This window comes from Runella sp. R0.1_18 (assembly GCF_057652155.1).
The window spans coordinates 54,110-74,581 of sequence record NZ_JBYFCK010000010.1; the positions used below are offsets into that span (position 1 = coordinate 54,110).

Below are 20,472 nucleotides of genomic sequence, written 5' to 3' on the forward strand. Positions count from 1 at the left end.
AAGTACACTTAATACGTACCCGAAACCACTAGGCAATAGGAGGAAGAATCAGCTTGTTTAGAAAGCCTTGTTGAGGAGAGCACTGGTACAAAAACAGCTGCTCTTTGTGAATGAAAGCAAAGGAAAGGGTTGGAATCGTCAAAGGAGTGTCATCAAAAACTTCTTGAAGGAGTTTTTTGACGGTATCGCTCTGTTTTTGCGTTTCTTGGCGGGCGTTATCTTCGGCTACTTTCTGGAGTTGTTTGGCCAAATAGCATTTTCCGTCGCAGTGCAATTGGGGTTTAAAGCGGTTTTCGCAAAGATGATGAATGATGTATTCTTTGCGTAACTCAAAATCAAGATATACAAACGGCACCACCAGCGTTTTGAAGCTGACGAGCAGGAGCAAAAAGAATGCTATGTGCCGTTTGGGATTCATTTGATTGTCAAAAATTTTTGCAAAGGTACGGGATTTATCTAAACAGAAGCATCTTAAAATCAGTAAGAGCATTGACTGAATGCTCGGCATGGGCTTTGAACGAAAGTCCATCGCCAGGTGAAAGAAAGTGGGCGACTCCCTCCAAATTAAAATTAGCATTTCCTTCCAACACATAAATGAAAGTATCGGTGGGTGAGGTATGCTCGTCGAGGCGTTGGCCTTGTTGGAGGCTAATGAGCACCACCCGAAAGTGCTCATTAGCCTCAATTTTCTTGGTTTTAATGCCGTTATAAGGCAATAATTCAGGGATATTGTGGGTAGTCATGGCAAATTCTATTTAGGAACGACAACACCGTCAATTACATGAACATAGCCGTTAGAGGCGCGTATCGAAGCCAAGATTTTTGCTTCACCGATATAGACATCATTGCCTTTGACGTGGAAAGTGGCATTGGTGCCGTCCACCATACCCATGCTTTGTCCTTCTTGGAAAAAGTCGGTGGCCAGTGCTGAAGTCATGACGTGATGCTCCAAAATGGCTTTGAGTTTGTCTTTGTTTTCAGGTTTTAATAAATCTTCTACCGTTCCTGTTGGGAGCTGGTCAAAGGCTGCATTTGTTGGCGCAAATACCGTAAATGGCCCCGCGTTTGAAAGCGCATCTACAAGCCCTGCCGCTTGTACGGCCTTCACGAGTGTCGTGTGGTCGGGGGAGCCTACGGCTACTTTTACAACGTCTTTTTGTGAGTCGTTGTCTTCTACGCCCGACTGCCCAGCGGCGAGCGCGCTTTCGGTGGTAGTGGCAGTTGATTGCTCCTGTGAGTCCTGAGACGATTGGCAAGCTGCAAAAATGGCTAGAAATGTAAGAGATACCAATTGACGTTTCATTGTTGTAAGAGGTTTGTTAAAAAAGATTGATTTGTATGGTCTGACGACAGTCAGACCAGCGTTAAAATCTTCGGTCTGACGACAGACAGATTAGCGTTAAAATCTTCGGTCTGACGACAGACAGATTAGCGTCAGAATTTTCGGTCTGACTATCGTCTGACCTGTTAGAGGTCTTTTTTTTGAAAAATGCGGGTAGCGATGGCAACAGGGAGCAAAACCCAAGCCATTAGTACTAACATGGCTACCAGTAACCCGTAATTGGTGCTAAAAAAATCTTGAAAAACAGCACCCGTAAAGCCCATCAAGGCCGAAATGTCCATTTTCATCAGGACCATAATCCGAGCTAAATCGGTGGGGTTGAGGGCAGTCAATACAAGCATGGCTTTTTCGAGTGGGTAATCGCTGAAGGAGAATAAAATGCCTAAAACCAAGCCATCATATACCAATGAAAAATAAAACCATATCACGAGTGCAAGGCCAATGCCTTTGGCTTTGTCGCGGGTAATGACGGAGGCCAAAAACGCCAAAGAAACAAACGAAAGCGTAAGAAGAAGTCCGCTGATGATTAGAACGATACTGCTTTCACCACCGCCAACAGCAAGGGTAGGAAGACCCACACCGACCAAGAAAGCCAAACTCAGAGAAGTAGCAACGCCAACGTATTCACTTAAAAAAATGGCTTTACGACTCAATGGTTGTGCCGACATTAGCTCAATAAATTCGTATGAATTATAAAAATGAATGGTCGAAAAAATGATACTAACCAACGGCACGACCATCAAAATGATGTTTAGTAAACTCAAAAGCCCTTTGTTGGGGTCGGACTCGAAGCTAAAAAAGCTCATGCTTATGGCCAATAGCAGTAAGGTATAACCCAGCACGAAACGGTTTCTGATGATGTCGTATAGGACGTATTTGGTGATTTTATTCATGAGGTTTGTGGTTGGGTTTATGTCTGATTATTAATGTGGTAACCGTTATTAGATAACCTAAAAAGGCAATGCCGTTGAGCAATCCTCCCCATTGGCGTAGCGATAAACTTTGGGATAAATCGCCCATGATGCGAGCCAGAAGACTAAGCTGGAGCAATACTACCCAGACGTATAACAAAGGATGATAAGGTTTGACGTTGAGTCCAAGTAAACTTGGAAAAATTATGGGGGCATGTGCCATAATCATCGAAAGGACAAAACCCACAAAAAATGCGTGCAAAACGGCATCGTATATCCAAGGAGAGCCGTTGTTGATAAGAGCAACGACGCCTGTAAGCATTAACCAAGCATAGCCCGACAAGAGGGTAATTCCTAAAAATTGATACGAACCTTTTTTATTCAGATTTCGGCGGGCAATGTCGTTTCTGACGAGCCATTGACTAATGCCTATTAGTGTGATGGTGAGTACAATGCCGTAGCCTTTGTGGTATAAAAAAATGCTGACCAAAAATCCGCCCAACCACCCAAATAGTTCCCAGCGGTCGCGTTGGGAAACGGGTAAAAAACGTGTGAGATTGAGGCGCTCACCCACAATGGTAAAGACAAAAAAGGCCATCCATGCCGCAAATGCCATGGCAAAGGAGGCGGTAAGATAAAGAGCTAAATGTCCTAAAAACTGAAAAATAGCACCTGCCATTAATAGGGCATCGCCCGTAAAACGATATTGCTGGTAGGTCTGAACTGAAAGTATGAAATAACCGATACTTCCTATAACTAATGCACCATATCCTGCTGAAGGAGATATGTGCAATAATAAAGCTAAACTGCTCACAAAAATGGCTGGAACAATCCACCAAATTTTATTTTTTAACATCGCGACACGTTCGGTGGCAATCAAAGTTCCCAGAAAACTACCCACCATCAGTGCGCCGTGTTGAGCGGTGGCTACAGGTTCAAAAACGGCAAAATTCCATCCTAACCGCAGCCACCCTGCATACACACCCAGCAAAAGTGAGAACATGGCAAAAGGAAGAATGAAATAGATAGGCTTGACTTTCATAAGTAAGGCTTTGTTGTGTTGGCGAGTCTGACCGTAGGTCAGAATTATTTATACTCTTGAAAACTCTAATGTCTTAAAATCTTGCTTGCTTTTACGAGGCTGTGACATCAACTGCGCAATCACGCGGCCGAGTTTGCTTTCCCCCGTTTCAAGTTTGAGTTCGGTGATAGTTTTATAAAATTGTACGCTGCCGTCTTGCAGGTACAGCACATCGGTAGCGAGTTCGTCTAAGTCAGACATCACGTGGGACGTAATCAAAATAAGTTTTCTTTTTTGGTGTTCTTTCTGAATTTTTTCTTTTAGAATTTCACTCGATAGCGGGTCTAAACCAGCCGTAGGTTCGTCCAAAATCAATACAGATGGATTAAACAAAAACGCCAACGCTGCACTCACTTTTTGTTTGGTGCCACCCGATAATGTTCCTAATGGCTTTTCAAAAAATCCTTTTAACTGAAATGTTTCTACCAAATCTTCGTCCAGTTGCGTAGTGGCATTTTTGCGGACATCAATCATCATTTCAAACAACTGCCTGATTTTCAAATTGGCGGGGTAATGCCCAATTTGGGGCATATAACCAATCTGAGAACGATAGGCGTGTTGTTTTTCAATGGGTTGATTATCAAATAATACCGTTCCGCTGTCGGGCACGACCATCCCGAGCAGGGTTTTGATAAAGGTCGTTTTTCCCGAACCATTTGGCCCGATGACCGCTACTACCCGTCCTGTATCGAGCCGCACACTGACCTCGCGGAGTACGTTAAGTTTACCAAAAGATTTTGAAATAGCTTCTGCGCGAATCATGGGTTTGTAGTTTTAATGGTTTCAGCAATGGTTTTTCATCTTTCATTCCCTCGGGAGTGAGGGTAGGAATAATCTTTTCGATGCGGTCGAGGAGTGAAACGGTAAAACTCCTGAGCAACATCATGGCTTGAGGAATGCGCTCAATGACGGTGGCGTACAGGCTTACTGGGCGAAAAGGCACATCGCCAATGCCGTCGCGGTTGAGGTCGTAGCCCTCGTATTTATCCCAATAGTTGTGCGAAACGTGGTTCAAAATAACGTCTCCGTTGGTGGCTACGTCAAAAGTGTTTCCTAGAAAGTTGCTGTATGTGAGCGAATTGTCGTCGCAGTTGGCCTGAACGCGGAGGGCATAACCGTTTTCGGTAAATTGATTTTTAGTAAATACCGATCTACTACACCCTTCCATATATACGCCGACGGTGTTAGTTTTGAAAATATTTTGTTCGATGTGGCTGTCTGAAATGTCTTTGAGCAAAAGCCCGTAGGCTGCTCCCCCCCAATTTTCCTCAAAAACGTTGTGTTTCATGGTCACAAACTTGGTGTACATCACGGCTACTCCTGCGCCGTTTTTGTGAAAATGATTGTAGAAATAGCCGTTGTTGTGCGAAAACATAAAATGAAGCCCATAACGGATATTGCCTTGACTATCATTGTGTTGGATGATAGAGTTGGTCACGAACTCAAAGTAAATGCCATCGCGGTGGCCTTGGGTATGGTTGCGTTGAATAAGTATGCTATCGCATTTCCACGCGTGGATGCCGTTGCCTGTATTTTGTTCTTCTTTGGGGTTACCTTGGATGTCGTTGCCTTGCACCAAACAATGGTCAGAGGCTGATAAATAAATCCCGAAATAACAGTTACGAATACGGTTATTTACAATCTGAACGTTGCTTGATTCCAGCACTTTGATGGCCGCCCAGTCAATCATACTGGTCATACCCACATTTCTAAATTCAATTCCTTGGATGGTAACATCGCTTGATTTGACGGTGAAAATCTCATTTTTAAATTGAATATCCAAAATAGGATAATGCTGCCCAATCAGGGTTAAGGGTTTGTCAATGATGATGTTCCTGACTCGGTATAATCCTTTCTGAATCAGAAGCGTATCGTAGGAATTGGCTTGAATAATGACTTGTTTGAGCGAGTTGTTTGGGCTGATTTCCCACGTTTTAGCCTGCATAGGCAAAGAAAAGACGAAAAAAATGGCCCACAGATGTAACGGATTGAACAGATTAAAAGGGATTAAATCCGTGATTATCTGTTTCATCCGTCCAATCCGTGTTCTATAATTAGCGAAATTGTTCATCTTAAAAGTTGTCAAAAACCTCTTTCCACGTAAGTAATTTTGCTTCTGAAAATGTAGCTTTTACGGCCTCAGCAGATGCTTTGCCTGAGAAAGCCGCTACGTCGCCCCGCATCGGACTGCGCAACTCACGACTGCTGACAAAAATAGCCGTGCGGGCATCAATCAACTCTCCTGGATTATTGAAATCATTGACAACGATAAACGACAAGGATGATTCAGGTAATTTGTTGATTTTTAGGTATTTTACGAGACAACTTAGGTCGTCGAACTTAAATGCTTTGCCTTTGTCTGTCACAATTTCAGCCGCAAATTTTTTGTCCATAATGGTCATTTTACAGAACACACAGGCGTCTTGTCCGTAACGGATGGGCTCGGGCTGTTGGGCGCAGCTTTGGAGGCTTACAATTGTACCCAACAAAAACACCACCAAGGCGGGCGAAACGTTGCTTTTAGGCGTTAAACTGGATTTTGGCTGGCAAAAATAGGTCTCGCAGGCCACCAAAATAATAACGGTAATGCCTACGGCCACAAATACCCAGCCTCCCACATCAGGAATGGAGTACGCCCCAAAATTGAGCAATTCTTTGTAACCCAATAGCGGCGGCTGGTACGACATACCTGGTACTTTAATAGCGGCATCTGGACTCAGATTATGGCCGTATTCGTAGCCCCAGCTCCAAAAATCATATAAGGCAGCGACGCCAGCTAAAATGAGCAGTACCAAGTAACTGATGAGCATTTTGCGGCTTTTAAGAAAGGCGGTTAACAGTCCAAAAACAATATAAAAAGCTACGATGTAAGAAAGAAACTTAAATTCAGGAAACATTTCTTCCTTGATGTGCGCCATGCCAATGTAGTGGTTGAGGCCGTTGATGATTTCGACTTGACCCGAAAGTTTGTCGAGCCAGATTTGCATCGAAAGTCCTTCGGGGTATTGTGGTGCCCACAGGTCAATGCGCCAAAGTGGGAGAAAATAGGTAGCAATGAGCGACAATGACGCCACATACAAACTACCAATGGTAAACGGACGGAGGGGTTTCATAAAAATAGTTTTTGAAAACCGACAGAGGGGAGCAAACGAGGTGCTTGCCCCCTTGTCAGTAGTGGAAACCTTATTTCATTGCCACTTTAGGTGTATTCAATTTGGGTTTTGCACTTGCTGTTTTCTTTTCAGCTTCAGCGGTTGGGGTTTTGCCCGTATGCCAAGTAAGTGGTACGTTACTACCCGCTGGAGATACCCGTACATAGCCTTGCATTTCTTGGTGAAGTGCCGAACAGAAATCGGTGCAATACATTGGAGTCACGCCGACTTTGGTGGGCTTCCAACGAAGGGTAGAAGTTTCGCCTGGCATGATGAGAATTTCGGCATTTTGTGCGCCACGTACCGCAAATCCGTGCGGAACGTCCCAGTCTTGTTCGAGGTTGGTGACGTGGAAGAATACTTCATCACCCATTTTCACTCCTTCAATGTTGTCAGGGGTAAAGTGTGAACGAATCGACGTCATATAGACGTGTACTTCGTTGCCCTTTCGTACTATTTTGGTCTCTTTTTCGCCTTTGGCTACGTAAGGGTGGAAGTTTTCTTCCAATTTGAATATTTTTTTGGTATTTTTTGCAACCAATGACGCTGGAATAGCTTCGGCGTAGTGGGGTTCTCCAATGGTTGGGAAGTCGAGTAAGAGCTTCATTTTATCGCCCGATATGTCGTACAACTGCGCTGATTGAGTCAATTCTGGTCCTGTTGGCAAGTAGCGGTCTTTGGTAATTTTATTGTAAGCAATCACGTATTTGCCATGGGGCTTGGCAGTAGGGCCGCCTGGGATACACAAGTGACCTACCGAATAGTAGGTAGGAACGCGGTCAAGAACTTCCAATTTTTCGATGTTCCATTTGACCAATTCTGAGGATACAAAAAACGAAGTAATGGCATTTCCTTGTCCGTCAAATTCGGTGTGGAGAGGGCCTAAACCTGGTTTTTTTACTTCTCCGTGCAATACTGCGTCGTATTTCAAGACAGGAATGCCGTCAAAATCGCCATCAAAGGCTTTGGCAGCAATCGCTTTTTGCATTTTGTCAAACGAAAATACAGGAATAACCGCCGCCAATTTGCCCGAACCCACAATGTAACTTCCTGTGGGGTCAACGTCGCAGCCGTGGGGTGATTTGGGACAAGGCATAAAGTACAACATATCGGGGCACTCTTTGGGGTCGAGGGTCATCACTTCAGTCAAGATGGTTGAGGTGGCCGAATGTGTTTTTTCGTCATAAATGTTATGAGCATATTTGGCCGCTTCTTTTTTGCCTTTGCCTTGGGCTAAGTACTCCTCAGCTTTTTTCCAATTGACGGCCAAAATAAAGTCTTTGTCCTTTTGAGACGCATTTACTTCCAACAAAGAAGCCGCTTGTTCGGTGTTGTAGCATGAGAAAAAGAACCAACCGTCCGACTTGCCCTTACCAGCCCGTGCCAAGTCAAAACTTACTCCAGGGGTTTTCAATTGAAACTTAACGCCCATGTGGCCTGTGGTTTTGTCGATGCTTACAAAACTGATATACCCTTTGAAGTTTTGTTTAAAACTACTAATGGGTACATCGGCGTTGGCATCGGGTGGTACCGAAAAACGGGTTCCTGCCACGGCATACTCGGTGTTGGCTGTGATAAACGGCGAAGAGTGATTTCCGCCTGAGTTGGGCAATTCTATAATTTCATCGGTGCGGAACGTCGAAAGGCTGACGCGGGCAATACGAGGCGTGTTGTTGCCGTTGATGAACGCCCAACGACCGTCGTGTTCGCCGTTGGTGGTCGAGAGTGCTACGTGGTGAGAGTCATCCCAAGGCACAAAACCGTGCGAGGTGTTGAGCATCGGCTTGGTTTCTTCGCTGTAACCCCAGCCGTTTTCGGCGAATTGTGAAAAGACAGGAATAATCCGAAACACCCTTCCAGAAGGCAAGCCCACGACCGAAAGTTGGCCATTGAACCCTCCCGAAACAATGTTGTAAAATTCGTCATGTTTCCCTGGGGCAACATATACTTTTTGGGCAGCATCTCCTGCGATTTCCGAACCGCCGTTTTTGCCAGCGTTGTCGGGTTTGCAGGCAAAAAAGCCCCCAGCAAGCACCGCGACCACGATGCCGATAATATTGGTTTTCATTGAAATATGGTTTAATGTGATTTGTGTTTATTCATCCCCCTAGGTCTGACTATCGTCTGACCTAGTCGTTATTTCTCACCGTCGTTTTTACGCATAAATTCTAATACGCTGCGGGCTTCTTCGGCGGTGATGTTTTGATTGGGCATTCGGACGAGGCATTGTTCCAGCAGTTTTTGAGCTTCGGCATCTTCGGCGAGCATCATGTCCACGTTGGTAATCATGTTGATAATCCAAGTAGGTTTACGATTTTTGGTCACATCTTTCCAACCTGGCCCAACGAGTTTTTCGTCGGTGAGTTTATGGCACGACATACATTTTAAGTCATAAATGTCACTTCCTTGTTTGACCATTGCTGGGTCGAGTGGGGTTGAGAGTGCCACTTCTTTTACTTCGGTACCGTGGGTTTCGGGCTGTTCCAAAATTTCTTTTGGATCTGTTTCTGGAGCCTCAGCACGTTGTTCTGCTCCTTTGCCAGAACATCCATACCAAAGGAGAGGGGTGAGGATTAATAAATAGAGAAATAAACGTTTCATTAGGAAATTGGTTTTGGTTAACAACAGCACAAACGTACAGCCGCGAATGGCCAAAAACTTATGGTTTGAATCATAAGACTTCCCTAATCTTTGGCAGGATTTGGGAATAGGCAGGGTACAAAAAAAGCCCCTGTTTGGGGCTTTAAATGGCAACAAATATACCTACCATGGTCGCAAAATTTTATGATTATTGAGACTCAAATCGCCTGCATTTGCCAGCTGAATTACTTTTTTAATAACCGTTTCTACGCGTAGTCCCGTCATATCAGCAATGGTTTGACGAGTCAATGGCACTTCAAAACAATCTCCTGTGCGGGGCGATTTTTGTTTGAAAAAATCAATAATGGTCAAAATTCGCTGTTCTGGATTTTGGGTGTTCATGGCGTTGAGTAGCTTGGTTTTATAACAGAGTCGCTTGGCCAATATTTTGGTGAGTTCAAAGTGAATATCTGGGTTTTCACGTAGCAAACGCAGGTATTCGAATTTTTTTAAGACCCAAACCTTTGCATTAGAAACTGCTCGGGTATCGGCAGGATAGGGAAAGTCTCCAATTAATGGCGGCTCTCCGAAACTTTCTCCTTGTGAAAAAATACCTTGGATATAATCATTATTTTCACCTCCATTCAGCATCTTGATAGTTCCCTCTTCTACTTGGAAATAAAAATGCGCTGGCCAGCCTTCGTGAAATATGTATTCACCTTTAACGAAGCGATTGAGCGATGCTCCATATTTTTGTAATAATGCTGACGGAATTCCTGCCATTTGTTTATCGTTTTTGAAAACAATAAACAAATTGAGTATTATTTCTGAGTAATTTTATGACGGATGTCAGGTTTACTCCAACGTTGTCATCACAATTTGTCCGCATTTTTTATCATTTTTTCCAAAGAAAGGATTCCCTTTTTCATCTTGGGTTTCTGAAAACCAGAATCCGCCGATACCGTTGGCAGCTTTGGGACATGAATAATAATACAATGGTTTGTCGTTGGTTTTGAAGGACTTGATAAGTCGAAATAGGTTTTTGCTGAGGTCACCAAAGTGGTCGCGCTGGTGCGCTACCGACTCAGTTTCGGCCACGTGTTCGGTGTCAAACCCAAGGTCTTGATATACTTTTAGGTAAAATGCTTTTTGGATAGGAGCTGCGCTGGAAAGGTCGATGTTTTGGAGCAAATTAAGTAACAACTTGGCCGAGCGCGACGATTCTTTACCATTATCCATCAAAAGTCCTTGTTTGATTCCCCAATAGTAGCTGAGGGCTTTAGCGAGGGTTGTTTTGATGACAGGATTGTCAGTCCGTAAGTCAACTTTTTCCCAATCGGTATTGGCAAATTCGGCGAGTTCGGGGGCTGGCGCTGCATCTGACTCGGAAAATCGGGGGTCTTTTACGAACGATTCGTCGTTGAGGGTTTGGAGAAAAGCAATGATTTTTTGTTTTTCTTCCGACGTCAACGCAATTCCTTTTTGCCCATTTTTTACTAAAACAGGATCCACGGTAGCATTCTTTTCGATGCCTGACGTATAATGTTCAAGCACTTGTTCGAGAGTAGCCAGCCGACCGTCGTGCATGTAGGGTGCCGTAAAAGCTAAATTCCGCAAACTCGGTACTTTAAACTTAAAACGGTCTTCATCGTGCAACGTAATGTCGTAGCGACCTTCGTCGGTATTGACGGCCGTAGGAAGACCATTGTTTCGATACTTGAAATCAGAAAATAAGACACCCGAATGACAAGGTGTGCACTTTTGTTCGACCAGCGCAAGCCCTTCTTGCTCGGTTTCGGTTAATGCGCCGCCTTCGTTCCGCATCCATTTATCGTAGCGCGAATTGGCTGATACCATCGTCAACATAAATTGTGACAAGGCTTTGAGGAAACGTTCGGTGTTGATTTCGTCGGTGCCAAAAGCTTTTTCAAACAGGGCGGGGTAGGTTTTTGAATACCTGAGTTTTTCCAACACATTGGGCAACGACTCGTCCATTTCGGCGGGGTTTTGCAAGGGCGAAATGGCAAACAAATCCAAATGATGTACGCCGCCGTCCCAGCCAAAGTCGGTTGACCACGCCAAATTGAACAACGGCATCGAATTACGTTTGGTCAGTAAATCGTTGATACCGTGGCTCAATGAATGCCCATGTTGGGTAAAACCTGCCGATTGTTGGTGGCAACTGCCACAACTGACGGTGTTGTCTTTGGAGAGCAATGCGTCGTAAAAAAGCGTTTTTCCCAACGCAACTCCCGCAGGCGTCAGCGGGTTTTCCTGAAACTTATAGACGGGCTCAGGAAAGTGACTTGGTTTGGTAAAAAGCTCCTCTTGGCGGTTGCCGCAAAAAGACAACAGCAAAAAGCCAAAAGCTGAGACAACAAGGGTAATTCGGGTGTTCATCTTATTTTTGAATGCCTTCGTATGAAAACATGGAAGCGTAATTGTCCGCAATTTTGGCCGAATAAGGGCCTGCCATCACCGTCGGATTGGCGGCAAAACTTACGTTTGTAGTGCCCGTAAATAGTTTAGAAACATCGGTAGTGATGCCAAGCGCCACGTTTTTGTCGGCTTTGATTTTTACTTTTTCTTTGCCAAAATTCAACGACGCGACTTTGATATTGTTCAACGTTTTCTTGTCGCCCATCCCGCCAAAAAGACCAATGTGGTACAAGAAAATGGGTTCTTTGCGGTTGCCTGTGAGCGGAATTTGGGCGGATGTTCCTTCCATTTTAACAAAAATATAGCCCGAATTCCACGCCCAGTACATGTCTTTGCCATCGCCGCCCACGTCTAAGCAACCTTTGCGTTTGCTTACTTCAGAAGCACTGCGAAGGCTGTCAACGCCAATCACAAAGCTCAGCCCAACGTAGTCACCTTTTGGGACGTTGTTGAGGGTGATTTTCTGTGATTCTGGGTGCTGTTGGCGAATCAAAAAGTAACTTTCGTCTTGGGGAACAACATACGCGCTGCCGTCTTTGCGAAGCAAGCGAAGGTTGCTGACATAGTATTGCAAAAAGGTGATGTTAAACGACTCGCCCAAGGCATTGGTATATTTTTTGTCATTAAGTACGACCTCCTCCGTACCCACTTTATTGTGAAACTGGAGGGTAAGCGAACCTGTTTTTTGGGCAAAAAGTGGAGAACAAATGAAAAGCCCTACCACGAAAAGAATATTTTTCATTGTGCAAAAGTAGTTTGATTGGTCTGTTTATGAACGTTAGTTTTTTTACGATTACGACGCCACCACAGCAGAAAGCCCGTTACTGACAAAACGCCAGGGGTAAGCCCGAGGATGACGTACAAGATTTTGACAAAAATGCCTCCGAAATTACCAACGTGGAGGGGGTGAAAGGTGGCTTCAATTTTTTCCCAAGTCGATAAATCGGCATAACGGGTTATTCCTACAAATTGCCCTGTGTAGGCATCAAAAACAATGGCATTTCGGCTCGAGAAAAGCCTGTTTTCATCGTTGTAATACCCTCTCACGTTGAACTTACGATGAGGTTGGGTGGGCAAATAAACGTAGTTGGGTGTAAAATTTGGCGCTTTTTGGAGCGCTTGTTGGTACAAGTTTTGGAGCGAAACCTTGACCAACGTATTGGCGGGAGTCGGTACGACTTCGTTGTCCCACGTTTTCTTTTCAAAGGCAAAAAGATTCATCCAAAAGCCCGTGAAAAAGACAATAACATTGAGCGCGAGCGACCAAACCCCCACGATACGGTGTACATCGGACGAAAGGGTACGCCAGTTTTTACGGTTTATTTTTACCTTGAAAGTCAGCACTTTCCAAATAAACTTACGATACACGACCAACCCCGTAAGAATAGAAACCAGCATGGTCAAACCAAAAATAGCAGTAAGCGCTGCTCCTGGCATCCCGAGGTGGAATGAAAAATGGAATTGAAAAATCCACTCAATCCAGCCTACTTCGAGGTCGTCGCTGCGGCCTTTGCGAAGAATCTGACCCGTATATTGGTTGATGTTGATGGCACCTAAATCGTAGGAAATCAGGCGGGTATCGTTCATGTACAGCCTAAAATGATACGACTGCTCAGGGGGTGCTTCGGGGTTTAGCCAGGCGATTCCGTCGAGGTTGGGGTATTCGGCCGTGATGATTCGGTACAAACTATCGATCGGCAAAGGCGTACCCGTGGGCTTGACGCTCAGAGAGTGGCGATAAATAATGGGGTCAAGTTCTTCCATGAATACCAAAATAGACCCACTTAACCCGAGCAAGAGTAAAAATACCCCCGTAACAAGGCCAAACCAACTGTGGAGGCGAAAAAGAACGCGACTCAGGTTTCTTGTCATTGCAATTCAAACGTTAGATTGCCCCAGTAACTTTGGTAATTGGCGTCGGGATTATTTTTGACTTCTTCCATGTGGACGGTACTAATCATCCAATAGCCTGCTTTGTCAAGGGGAATTTTCAGCGAACCATCGGCGTCGGTTGAAAGCTTACGGTGCGTTGTTTTTTGGGTGGCCGTTTTGTGCCAAGCTACCACCATTTTATTGCCAAGTGGTTGATTTTTAAATAAAACCTTGACAGTTATTGCTTCCCCAGCCTTCATTTGATAAGGATTGTTGAGGGGAATAATTTCCAGTGGCATCTGCGTGTTTTTCTTGAAGGTATCACTGTATTTGTTCCCCACTTGAATCAATGTTTTGGCACAACGGCGGTACAGTTCTTTGGAAGACTGAGTAAGCTGCCCCTGTTTTTTGCGCAATTCATAGATATTGTCGATGCCATCTTCCTTCAAATAATCGTTGAATTTGTCGGCTTCGAGGGCGATAAATGAATTTTTAGATTCCATCGTGAGCAAATGTGTTCCTTCGCTCTCAAACTTCAATGGAATGGGTAACGAATCGCTTTTGAGGGCAATAGAAGTTAAATCCTTTTTGTCTGTGTCAGAATAATGACTCAACTTCAAAAGTCTTTTCTTGCGATTTGCCCAAATGTCTCCCATAAAATCCTCACCAACAAAGAGTTGTAAGTCGAACAATTCTCCCATTTTAAGCTTGAATTTGCTTGGCATCAACCAAAACTCATGGGCAAACAAACTGGAAGTAATATAAAGCAAGAGCAACGAAAACAGTTTTTTCATTTTGGTATAGTTTGTTAGTGATGGCACTTTTCCATGACCTCGTGGAAACGGTCGTGCAAGGCAAATATCGCCTTTTTAAGCTCATCTTCCGATTTCTTTTTCTTAACCATTTTTGCCAACGCAACCGATTCTTTTTCAAGTGCTTCTACACTTTCTTTGACGCCAGGCTTTTGGTATTTGGCAGGAACGACCGATTTTTTCAAGATGCTCGCTTTGGTGGCCAATTCTTCGGCGTTGGCGTAAAGTGGTTTCAAATTACCTTCTTCGGCAGGGTGGAAGGTTTTGGCCATGACGGCATGATAGTCGTCGAGCTCTGGCCAGCGCCCTTCATCCACTTGCTTTTTACGTGCAGCTTCAGCCCTTTTTGCTTTCTCCTCGGTAAAATAGTCTTTCATGCCCATGTCGTACATTTCGAGCATCATATCGGCCACTATTTCGTCGGTTTTACTAACAGAACCAGCATCATACGGTGGTTTTGGGTCGTATTCCAAATCCAACATAACGCCTTTGGTGTATTTTTCACCCATCAGTTCGTTCATCATTCCCAAAGCCATGTCCATCCCAGCAGTTACGCCTGCGGATGTCCAGTATTTGCCATCGCGTACGTAGCGTTCGGGTTGGTAAGTGGCGCCGTACATTTTCATGATTTCTTCGGCTCTGTACCAGTTACACGACACATTTTTGCCTTCCAACAATCCTGTAGCGCCCAATATCCATCCACCAGTACACACACTGGTAGTATAAACCGACGTTTTGTCAATTTTCTTAATCCAGTCCAACACTTCTTGGTCTTGGGTTTGGAGAAAAGTTTCTTTAGCTCCACCAGGAATGACCAGAATATCAAGCTGTTGTACTTCATCAATGGATTTGGTAACGTTGAATTCTAGCCCACGTTGGTTTTTAATCAACCCTTTCTTCTTGGCCACAAAGAATATATCCACTTTCATCAATTGGGACAGTACTTGATAAGGCCCCACGGCGTCGAGGGTATTGAAACCGTCATACACATACACCCCAATGGTTTTGATGTTTTCTTTGGGTTTGGTCATCAAAATTTTCATCATTTCCATGTGCCGTTTGAGCTTTGAAGGCTCTTTGCTGGTAGTGTCTTGGGCTAAAATAAATCGCCCTGACCCCAAGCATAAAAGAACGATTAGGAGAAATTTGTTTTTTTTCATTTGGTGATTTGGTTATGTGAATGAGAAAGCTTTAGCTAGGCCTTTTTGACGTTAAAATGAACGACAAAAGTATTTTTGGCAGTTTCTTGCAGCTCTAAAACCGACTTCCATTGGATATTGTCGTTGGTCAATTTCCATTGAAGCGGTACTTCGGTAGGTTTCCAGTCCATTGCTTCTTTTAATTGAAATTCAACCAGTGATTGCAACTCCTGTTTTGATAACTGACTGTTGACTTTGAGAGAAACCTGCCATTTTTGTTCGTCACCTTTGTAAGTGGTTAGCTCATAATCAAATGGCGTAAAGACATTTAGCACATCACGGGCGTATTTATCGGCCAACTTACCTCTCACAAAATGTTGCTCATCACTCCAAGCATATTCTAGTTCTACCGCCATTTTTTTGGTTTGGGCTTTGCCTACATAAAGCGATACCAAGTGCAGCGCCGCGTCTATTCCCGATGATAAGCCTGCCGAAGTAATGATGCGCCCATTGTCAACAAAACGGACGCTGTCCAACACAGTCGCACTTGGTACCAATTGGCGCAATTGTTCAACCGCTGGATAATTGGTGGTTGCTTTTTGGTGGTCGAGTAGCCCCGCTGCTGCCAAATAAAACGCCCCCGTACACACCGACATGGTGTATTGAGACTGCTTGCTGGTTTTTAAAATCCAATCTACGGTCGTCAAGTCCGAAATATCAACATTGCCACCTGGCACTAAAACTATGTCGGGAGCAGGGGCGTTTTTGAAGGTAAAATCAGGTTTTATTTTCATCCCCATGCTTGTCTGAACAGGCTGGTCGTTGGCCGCTACAGAATAAACTTCCATCCCAGCGGCTCCGAAAACCTCCCATGGACCCGTAAAATCAATGATTTCAACCCCTGGAAAAATCAAAACGGCCACTTTTTTATTGATGTATTCAGCGTGTTTGCCTTGGGTGTTTTCGTACCCACGATAAGCCGCATACAAGCGCATACCGCAAGTAGAGCAAGCCCCTGCGGCCGCAAAATGAACGGTATCGCAGGGAAGATTACAGGGAGGGCACTGAAAATAAAGCTTTTTCAAGTTTAAAATCGTGCGATCCTGCGCTTGTACAGCGTTGACACTAACAACCAAGCCGAGGAGGATGAAAATAAATACCTTTTTCATAGTCTAGAATTTACCAGTTAAGGTTATTCCCCACATTCTTGGGGTGCCCATCATGTAAGAGCCGTACCCGAACGCCATGTAGCGTACATCATTGAGGTTTCGTGCCCAAATAGCCACATCAAAATGGTTACTGGTCACTCCTGCTCTGGCGTTAATCATGCTGTAAGCATCCTGGTGATAGGCATTCACAAAGTCCAACTGATACTCCCCAATGTAGCGCAACTCTCCGCGGATGAAGGCTTTGAGGTTTTGGGCCGATTTTGATAAGGGCAAGCCATATTGAACTGCCAACATTGATTGCACGGCAGGGTTATTAATCGCTTTGTTGCCTTTGTAGTTGATAACAGCATTTGACCCTGCATCAAAAAGTTCTAGTTTTTTATACTCACTATGCGACGTGCTGGCCGTCCAATCAATCTGTAAGTTTTTGATAGGAAGTGCCGATGCCTCAAGCTCTAACCCGAGATTGTCCATATCTCCAACGTTGAGTGTAGCATAGTTGATACCGTCTTTAGAAGTAGATACCTGTTGGTCTTTCTGCTGAAAGTAAAAGGCCGTAAGGTTGATTTTAAGTCGGTTATTCAGGAATGTATTTTTAACACCCACCTCATAATTATCTGACTTTTCTGGATTGTACGTAGGGTTTGTTGCGCTTCCAAAATTGAAACCTCCCACTCTGAATCCTTTGGCATAAGAACCATAAATCATCGAATTTTCTGTCAACTTCTGGCTCAAAATCACCTTTGGCGTAAAGGCATTGAACGTTCTCTTTGCCGTACTGTCTAAGGTTAAAGGCATGACAACCCCGTCTTTTTCAAACGCCGAATTTTGGGTAAGTTCACGGTGCTCTATGTCGTATCTTGCTCCGACTGTGACATCAAATTTGGGTGTAACTGCATAAGTAGCCTGTCCAAAAAAAGCTACCCCAAAGGCATTTCTTTTTCCGTTACCAATAGAAGAATAGGGGGCGCTAGGGTCAAGCAAGGCGTAGTCTTTGTCGAAGTATGTCGTACTGCTATTCTTGGTTTTTTCGCCAAACAAGAACGAGCCCACCGTCCATTTCAATTTTTCTGCATTGGCTGGAGAAGAAAAACGCAGCTCTTGTGTCCATTGATTTTGCTTTGACCAAGTGGTAAAGCTAATTAACTCAGCAGGACTAAAATCAAAATCAAATCGTCCTGGAAGCCAAATGTGATAATCAACAAAGGACGTAATCGAGGTAAAATTGAATTTATTCCCAAAGTATTTTACGGCAGCCGATGTATTAAAATTGGTTCTTCGTTCGGTATTGTCCCAATTCCCAAAGACTGTGTAAGGAGTAGCTCTTGCGAGACTGTCTGTGACCGCCCAAGGATAAGCCCCTTTGTCTTTATTACTTTCGTATCTTGTATTTAGGTCGATAGTCCATTTGTCAGATACAAGGTATTTTAAGTTCAGGTTGCCGATGTAGGCGTTGTGCTTGTCAAAATCCTTGGTGTTCAAAGTAGGGTTATCATAAATCGCCCCACGACCATTTGACTGGAAGCCACCATTGACAAACAGTTTATCCTTTATCAAAGGTGTATTGAAACCTACACTATACCGCTGTTGGCCGTAATTACCCAAATCTATTTCGGCAAACCCAGTTGTTTTATTATTGGGGCGTTTAGTAATCACATTGAGTACTCCCCCAAAGGCATTTCTGCCGTAGAGCGTGCCTTGAGGCCCTCTCAAAATTTCGACACGTTCGATATTGCTAAAATTGAGTGGGGCTGAGAAATAGTCAAATTGATAAACGCCGTCCACGTAAGTAGCCACGGCTTGGTCATTTGAAAAGCCCATCGAACCTCTGATATTCAGAAAGCTAGACCCTGTACTATTGCCGTGTTCTACGGTGAAGGTACTTGGTGCCAGTGCCGTCAGGTCGTTGATCGTCCAGACCCTGTATTCCTCTAGTTGTTTGGCATTTAAGGAGGTAACGGCCAAAGGCGTTTTTTGCAAATTTGCCTCTATCTTATCTGCGGTTACGACCACTTCGCCCAATGTTTGCGTATTGTCCGATAAAGTTACGTTGACAGTAATGGTATTATTGATTATCGCCACTTGCTGAATTTTAGTAGCATACCCAACCGCACTAAATTGTACTTGGTACTTCCCTGCTTTAAGGTCAAGGGAAAAATGGCCATCTTTATCGGCGATGGTTCCCTGACTACTGTTTAATACGATGACACTAGCCCCTGCAAGCCCTTCATTTGCTTGGTTTTTGATGGTTCCTACCAGGTTTTGAGCATAAAGACTACTCGCAATGAGCAGATTAAGAAGCAATAATTTGAATTTCGTCATTTTAAAAAAATTGTTAGACACTTTGTGTTTGTTTATTAAACAATGCCTCGCCTCAATGAAGCAAGGTTGTTGGGATTAGTTCATCCTTGTCTTGTGCCAGCGGGTGTATTTTTGTTTCGTTGTTCACAATCAGTAAGTTAGAACGTATAGGAGGACGATGGACGGAATGAAAATGATTCCGAGTGCCACGTAAAATCGATTTTGGGGGGCGATGTCACCTAGTGACTGATTGGCGCGGGATACGCCCGTCCCGCGTAGCAATTCGCTAAGTTGGTCGTCGGTCAACATAGTTAATGTGTCAAGAAAAAAATGAAACAATAGGCAACTTTGACCGCTCAAAAAGAGCGACTAACAACGAGTATCCGCAAAAGGAAGAAACTACCCAATAGGGGGCTTAATGGGCACGGGTGTGTGCTTTGGAAGGAGAAAGTGCGAAGGGGCACCTTGGGTAATATTGATACCAATAAAATGAGAAGGTAACTCAACCATAAAGGTGAGTTCTTCAAAGGTATCTTCTACGATTTTTTTGAGAAAAGAAGCGTGCTTTTTAGCTTCTTTGGAGGCGTTATCTTCGGCTACTTTGTGGAGTTGTTTGGCCAAATAACATTTCCCGTCGCAGTGCAACTCAGGCTTGAAGCGGTTTTCGCAAAGTTGCTGAACGATGTAGTCTTTGTGTAGCTCAAAATCCAAATAAACAAACGGGACTAGCAGGGTTTTGATGCTGACCAAAACCAATAAAAATAGCGCTATGTACCGTTTAAAAATCATAGACTCAATGAAATGACGGCGTAAAAGTAATGAAAAAAAGCACACGTCATATTGATAGTCTATGGGTCATTCAAGTGCTCCCTCCAAAAATGTAAGCGATACCATGAAGACAATGCCCAACAGAATGACAAGTCCCTGCCCAATTTGATGGTTGAGGCGGTCGCTTTTGTGCAACTCAGGAATCAAATCAGAAGCGGCAATGTAAATAAAGCCTCCTGCTGCAATGGGCATGAGGTACACCACAGGAAGTGCTAACCAAGAGCCGAGTAGCAGCGTAAGAATGGCCCCCAAGGTACAGGGAAGCGAAAAAAGAAAATTGTACCAAACGGCTTTTCGGGGAGGATAGCCTCCATAAATCAAAGAGCCAGTGTCGCCAATCTCTTGTGGTATTTCGTGGATGATAATAGCGATGGTGGTGGTTAAGCCAACCACGGGGCTTACTAAAAAACTACCTGCAATGAGTGTGCCGTCAATAAAATTATGAATGGCGTCGCCAATAAGGTTCATTTGGGCAATGGGCTTAACGTCGTGAGTGTGTCCAAGGCCACCATAGTTGCGGATGAGTTTTTCGAGTATAAAAAATACTATAATGGTTCCTAATACTATTTTTAGGACAAGGTCGATGTTGCCCGTTTCTTCTACTGCCTCAGGGATGAGGTGAATGAAGGCATCGCCCAAAAATACCCCCACCGAAAGACTAATAAAAAATTGTAGTGACTTCCTGAGTTTTTGTTCATTGATAATGAGGGCAAAATAACCGACGAGGGCTATGATACTTATACTTAAAGAGGCCAGTAGCGTCCAAATCCAGAGCGTAATTGTTTGATTCATCTGTTCTTTTTTTTGGCAAAAGTAAGTTATATTTGCAACATTGTTGCAAATAGG

At 44.1% G+C, this 20,472-nt stretch carries 21 protein-coding genes; all 21 read right to left on the minus strand.

Features of this window, described 5'->3' with window-relative positions:
* Nucleotides 1-28 precede the first annotated feature (28 nt).
* The 21 genes from AC23P2_RS17915 to AC23P2_RS18015 all read right to left on the minus strand — a co-directional run bounded on the left by AC23P2_RS17915 (nucleotide 29) and on the right by AC23P2_RS18015 (nucleotide 20,418).
* Nucleotides 29-418: a hypothetical protein gene (locus AC23P2_RS17915; RefSeq protein ID WP_487774463.1), complete on the minus strand. Its 390-nt coding sequence runs from the start codon at nucleotides 416-418 to the stop codon at nucleotides 29-31.
* Nucleotides 419-452: 34 nt separating this feature from the next.
* On the minus strand, nucleotides 453-743 hold the full coding sequence (locus AC23P2_RS17920; protein ID WP_487774464.1) for a cupin domain-containing protein: 291 nt from the start codon (nucleotides 741-743) through the stop codon (nucleotides 453-455).
* An 8-nt stretch (nucleotides 744-751) separates the two neighbouring features.
* Complete coding sequence (locus AC23P2_RS17925) at nucleotides 752-1,303, minus strand: fasciclin domain-containing protein (protein ID WP_487774465.1); 552 nt, start codon at nucleotides 1,301-1,303, stop codon at nucleotides 752-754.
* 164 nt (nucleotides 1,304-1,467) lie between these two features.
* A complete protein-coding gene (locus AC23P2_RS17930) occupies nucleotides 1,468-2,235 on the minus strand; it encodes an ABC transporter permease subunit (RefSeq protein ID WP_487774466.1) in 768 nt (255 codons plus the stop codon).
* Nucleotides 2,228-3,295 (minus strand): hypothetical protein, encoded by a 1,068-nt coding sequence (locus tag AC23P2_RS17935; RefSeq protein ID WP_487774467.1) that lies wholly within the window; start codon nucleotides 3,293-3,295, stop codon nucleotides 2,228-2,230. The genes AC23P2_RS17930 and AC23P2_RS17935 overlap by 8 nt, the downstream gene beginning before the upstream one ends.
* Before the next feature lie 48 nt (nucleotides 3,296-3,343).
* Nucleotides 3,344-4,096: an ABC transporter ATP-binding protein gene (locus AC23P2_RS17940; RefSeq protein WP_487774468.1), complete on the minus strand. Its 753-nt coding sequence runs from the start codon at nucleotides 4,094-4,096 to the stop codon at nucleotides 3,344-3,346.
* Entirely contained in the window at nucleotides 4,059-5,366 is a 1,308-nt protein-coding gene (locus tag AC23P2_RS17945) for a nitrous oxide reductase family maturation protein NosD (protein ID WP_487774469.1), read from the minus strand. The genes AC23P2_RS17940 and AC23P2_RS17945 overlap by 38 nt, the downstream gene beginning before the upstream one ends.
* A 40-nt stretch (nucleotides 5,367-5,406) precedes the next feature.
* Nucleotides 5,407-6,447: a nitrous oxide reductase accessory protein NosL gene (locus AC23P2_RS17950; protein ID WP_487774470.1), complete on the minus strand. Its 1,041-nt coding sequence runs from the start codon at nucleotides 6,445-6,447 to the stop codon at nucleotides 5,407-5,409.
* Nucleotides 6,448-6,517: 70 nt separating this feature from the next.
* A complete protein-coding gene (nosZ, locus tag AC23P2_RS17955) occupies nucleotides 6,518-8,554 on the minus strand; it encodes a Sec-dependent nitrous-oxide reductase (protein ID WP_487774471.1) in 2,037 nt (678 codons plus the stop codon).
* A gap of 68 nt (nucleotides 8,555-8,622) precedes the next feature.
* Nucleotides 8,623-9,087 carry a c-type cytochrome gene (locus AC23P2_RS17960; protein WP_487774472.1) on the minus strand — a complete coding sequence of 155 codons (465 nt, stop codon included), beginning with the start codon at nucleotides 9,085-9,087 and terminating at the stop codon, nucleotides 8,623-8,625.
* 162 nt (nucleotides 9,088-9,249) lie between these two features.
* Nucleotides 9,250-9,849, minus strand: coding sequence for a Crp/Fnr family transcriptional regulator (locus tag AC23P2_RS17965; protein WP_487774473.1), 600 nt, complete (start codon nucleotides 9,847-9,849; stop codon nucleotides 9,250-9,252).
* Between the two features lie 72 nt (nucleotides 9,850-9,921).
* A complete protein-coding gene (locus AC23P2_RS17970) occupies nucleotides 9,922-11,466 on the minus strand; it encodes a cytochrome c peroxidase (RefSeq protein ID WP_487774474.1) in 1,545 nt (514 codons plus the stop codon).
* A 1-nt stretch (nucleotide 11,467) separates the two neighbouring features.
* Complete coding sequence (locus AC23P2_RS17975; protein ID WP_487774475.1) at nucleotides 11,468-12,247, minus strand: MbnP family protein; 780 nt, start codon at nucleotides 12,245-12,247, stop codon at nucleotides 11,468-11,470.
* The gene (locus AC23P2_RS17980; protein WP_487774476.1) at nucleotides 12,244-13,377 is read right to left on the minus strand and encodes a PepSY-associated TM helix domain-containing protein; all 1,134 of its coding nucleotides are present in this window, start codon (nucleotides 13,375-13,377) and stop codon (nucleotides 12,244-12,246) included. The genes AC23P2_RS17975 and AC23P2_RS17980 overlap by 4 nt, the downstream gene beginning before the upstream one ends.
* Nucleotides 13,374-14,171 carry a DUF4198 domain-containing protein gene (locus AC23P2_RS17985; RefSeq protein WP_487774477.1) on the minus strand — a complete coding sequence of 266 codons (798 nt, stop codon included), beginning with the start codon at nucleotides 14,169-14,171 and terminating at the stop codon, nucleotides 13,374-13,376. The genes AC23P2_RS17980 and AC23P2_RS17985 overlap by 4 nt, the downstream gene beginning before the upstream one ends.
* Before the next feature lie 14 nt (nucleotides 14,172-14,185).
* Nucleotides 14,186-15,349 carry a DJ-1/PfpI family protein gene (locus AC23P2_RS17990; RefSeq protein ID WP_487774478.1) on the minus strand — a complete coding sequence of 388 codons (1,164 nt, stop codon included), beginning with the start codon at nucleotides 15,347-15,349 and terminating at the stop codon, nucleotides 14,186-14,188.
* Between the two features lie 35 nt (nucleotides 15,350-15,384).
* Nucleotides 15,385-16,497 (minus strand): DJ-1/PfpI family protein, encoded by a 1,113-nt coding sequence (locus AC23P2_RS17995; protein WP_487774479.1) that lies wholly within the window; start codon nucleotides 16,495-16,497, stop codon nucleotides 15,385-15,387.
* A gap of 3 nt (nucleotides 16,498-16,500) precedes the next feature.
* The gene (locus AC23P2_RS18000; protein WP_487774480.1) at nucleotides 16,501-18,819 is read right to left on the minus strand and encodes a TonB-dependent receptor; all 2,319 of its coding nucleotides are present in this window, start codon (nucleotides 18,817-18,819) and stop codon (nucleotides 16,501-16,503) included.
* Nucleotides 18,820-18,948: 129 nt separating this feature from the next.
* Nucleotides 18,949-19,107: a hypothetical protein gene (locus AC23P2_RS18005; protein ID WP_487774481.1), complete on the minus strand. Its 159-nt coding sequence runs from the start codon at nucleotides 19,105-19,107 to the stop codon at nucleotides 18,949-18,951.
* Nucleotides 19,108-19,197: 90 nt separating this feature from the next.
* Nucleotides 19,198-19,587, minus strand: coding sequence for a hypothetical protein (locus tag AC23P2_RS18010; protein ID WP_487774482.1), 390 nt, complete (start codon nucleotides 19,585-19,587; stop codon nucleotides 19,198-19,200).
* Nucleotides 19,588-19,653: 66 nt separating this feature from the next.
* Nucleotides 19,654-20,418 (minus strand): ZIP family metal transporter, encoded by a 765-nt coding sequence (locus AC23P2_RS18015; protein ID WP_487774483.1) that lies wholly within the window; start codon nucleotides 20,416-20,418, stop codon nucleotides 19,654-19,656.
* Nucleotides 20,419-20,472: the final 54 nt, after the last annotated feature.

Excerpts from the sequence above, each read along its gene's own strand:
- AC23P2_RS17915 (WP_487774463.1), bottom strand. The coding sequence starts at position 418 with ATGAATCCCAAACGGCACATAGCATTCTTTTTGCTCCTGCTCGTCAGC.
- AC23P2_RS17920 (WP_487774464.1), bottom strand. The coding sequence starts at position 743 with ATGACTACCCACAATATCCCTGAATTATTGCCTTATAACGGCATTAAA.
- AC23P2_RS17925 (WP_487774465.1), bottom strand. The coding sequence starts at position 1,303 with ATGAAACGTCAATTGGTATCTCTTACATTTCTAGCCATTTTTGCAGCT.
- AC23P2_RS17930 (WP_487774466.1), bottom strand. The coding sequence starts at position 2,235 with ATGAATAAAATCACCAAATACGTCCTATACGACATCATCAGAAACCGT.
- AC23P2_RS17935 (WP_487774467.1), bottom strand. The coding sequence starts at position 3,295 with ATGAAAGTCAAGCCTATCTATTTCATTCTTCCTTTTGCCATGTTCTCA.
- AC23P2_RS17940 (WP_487774468.1), bottom strand. The coding sequence starts at position 4,096 with ATGATTCGCGCAGAAGCTATTTCAAAATCTTTTGGTAAACTTAACGTA.
- AC23P2_RS17945 (WP_487774469.1), bottom strand. The coding sequence starts at position 5,366 with ATGAAACAGATAATCACGGATTTAATCCCTTTTAATCTGTTCAATCCG.
- AC23P2_RS17950 (WP_487774470.1), bottom strand. The coding sequence starts at position 6,447 with ATGAAACCCCTCCGTCCGTTTACCATTGGTAGTTTGTATGTGGCGTCA.
- nosZ (WP_487774471.1), bottom strand. The coding sequence starts at position 8,554 with ATGAAAACCAATATTATCGGCATCGTGGTCGCGGTGCTTGCTGGGGGC.
- AC23P2_RS17960 (WP_487774472.1), bottom strand. The coding sequence starts at position 9,087 with ATGAAACGTTTATTTCTCTATTTATTAATCCTCACCCCTCTCCTTTGG.
- AC23P2_RS17965 (WP_487774473.1), bottom strand. The coding sequence starts at position 9,849 with ATGGCAGGAATTCCGTCAGCATTATTACAAAAATATGGAGCATCGCTC.
- AC23P2_RS17970 (WP_487774474.1), bottom strand. The coding sequence starts at position 11,466 with ATGAACACCCGAATTACCCTTGTTGTCTCAGCTTTTGGCTTTTTGCTG.
- AC23P2_RS17975 (WP_487774475.1), bottom strand. The coding sequence starts at position 12,247 with ATGAAAAATATTCTTTTCGTGGTAGGGCTTTTCATTTGTTCTCCACTT.
- AC23P2_RS17980 (WP_487774476.1), bottom strand. The coding sequence starts at position 13,377 with ATGACAAGAAACCTGAGTCGCGTTCTTTTTCGCCTCCACAGTTGGTTT.
- AC23P2_RS17985 (WP_487774477.1), bottom strand. The coding sequence starts at position 14,171 with ATGAAAAAACTGTTTTCGTTGCTCTTGCTTTATATTACTTCCAGTTTG.
- AC23P2_RS17990 (WP_487774478.1), bottom strand. The coding sequence starts at position 15,349 with ATGAAAAAAAACAAATTTCTCCTAATCGTTCTTTTATGCTTGGGGTCA.
- AC23P2_RS17995 (WP_487774479.1), bottom strand. The coding sequence starts at position 16,497 with ATGAAAAAGGTATTTATTTTCATCCTCCTCGGCTTGGTTGTTAGTGTC.
- AC23P2_RS18000 (WP_487774480.1), bottom strand. The coding sequence starts at position 18,819 with ATGACGAAATTCAAATTATTGCTTCTTAATCTGCTCATTGCGAGTAGT.
- AC23P2_RS18005 (WP_487774481.1), bottom strand. The coding sequence starts at position 19,107 with ATGTTGACCGACGACCAACTTAGCGAATTGCTACGCGGGACGGGCGTA.
- AC23P2_RS18010 (WP_487774482.1), bottom strand. The coding sequence starts at position 19,587 with ATGATTTTTAAACGGTACATAGCGCTATTTTTATTGGTTTTGGTCAGC.
- AC23P2_RS18015 (WP_487774483.1), bottom strand. The coding sequence starts at position 20,418 with ATGAATCAAACAATTACGCTCTGGATTTGGACGCTACTGGCCTCTTTA.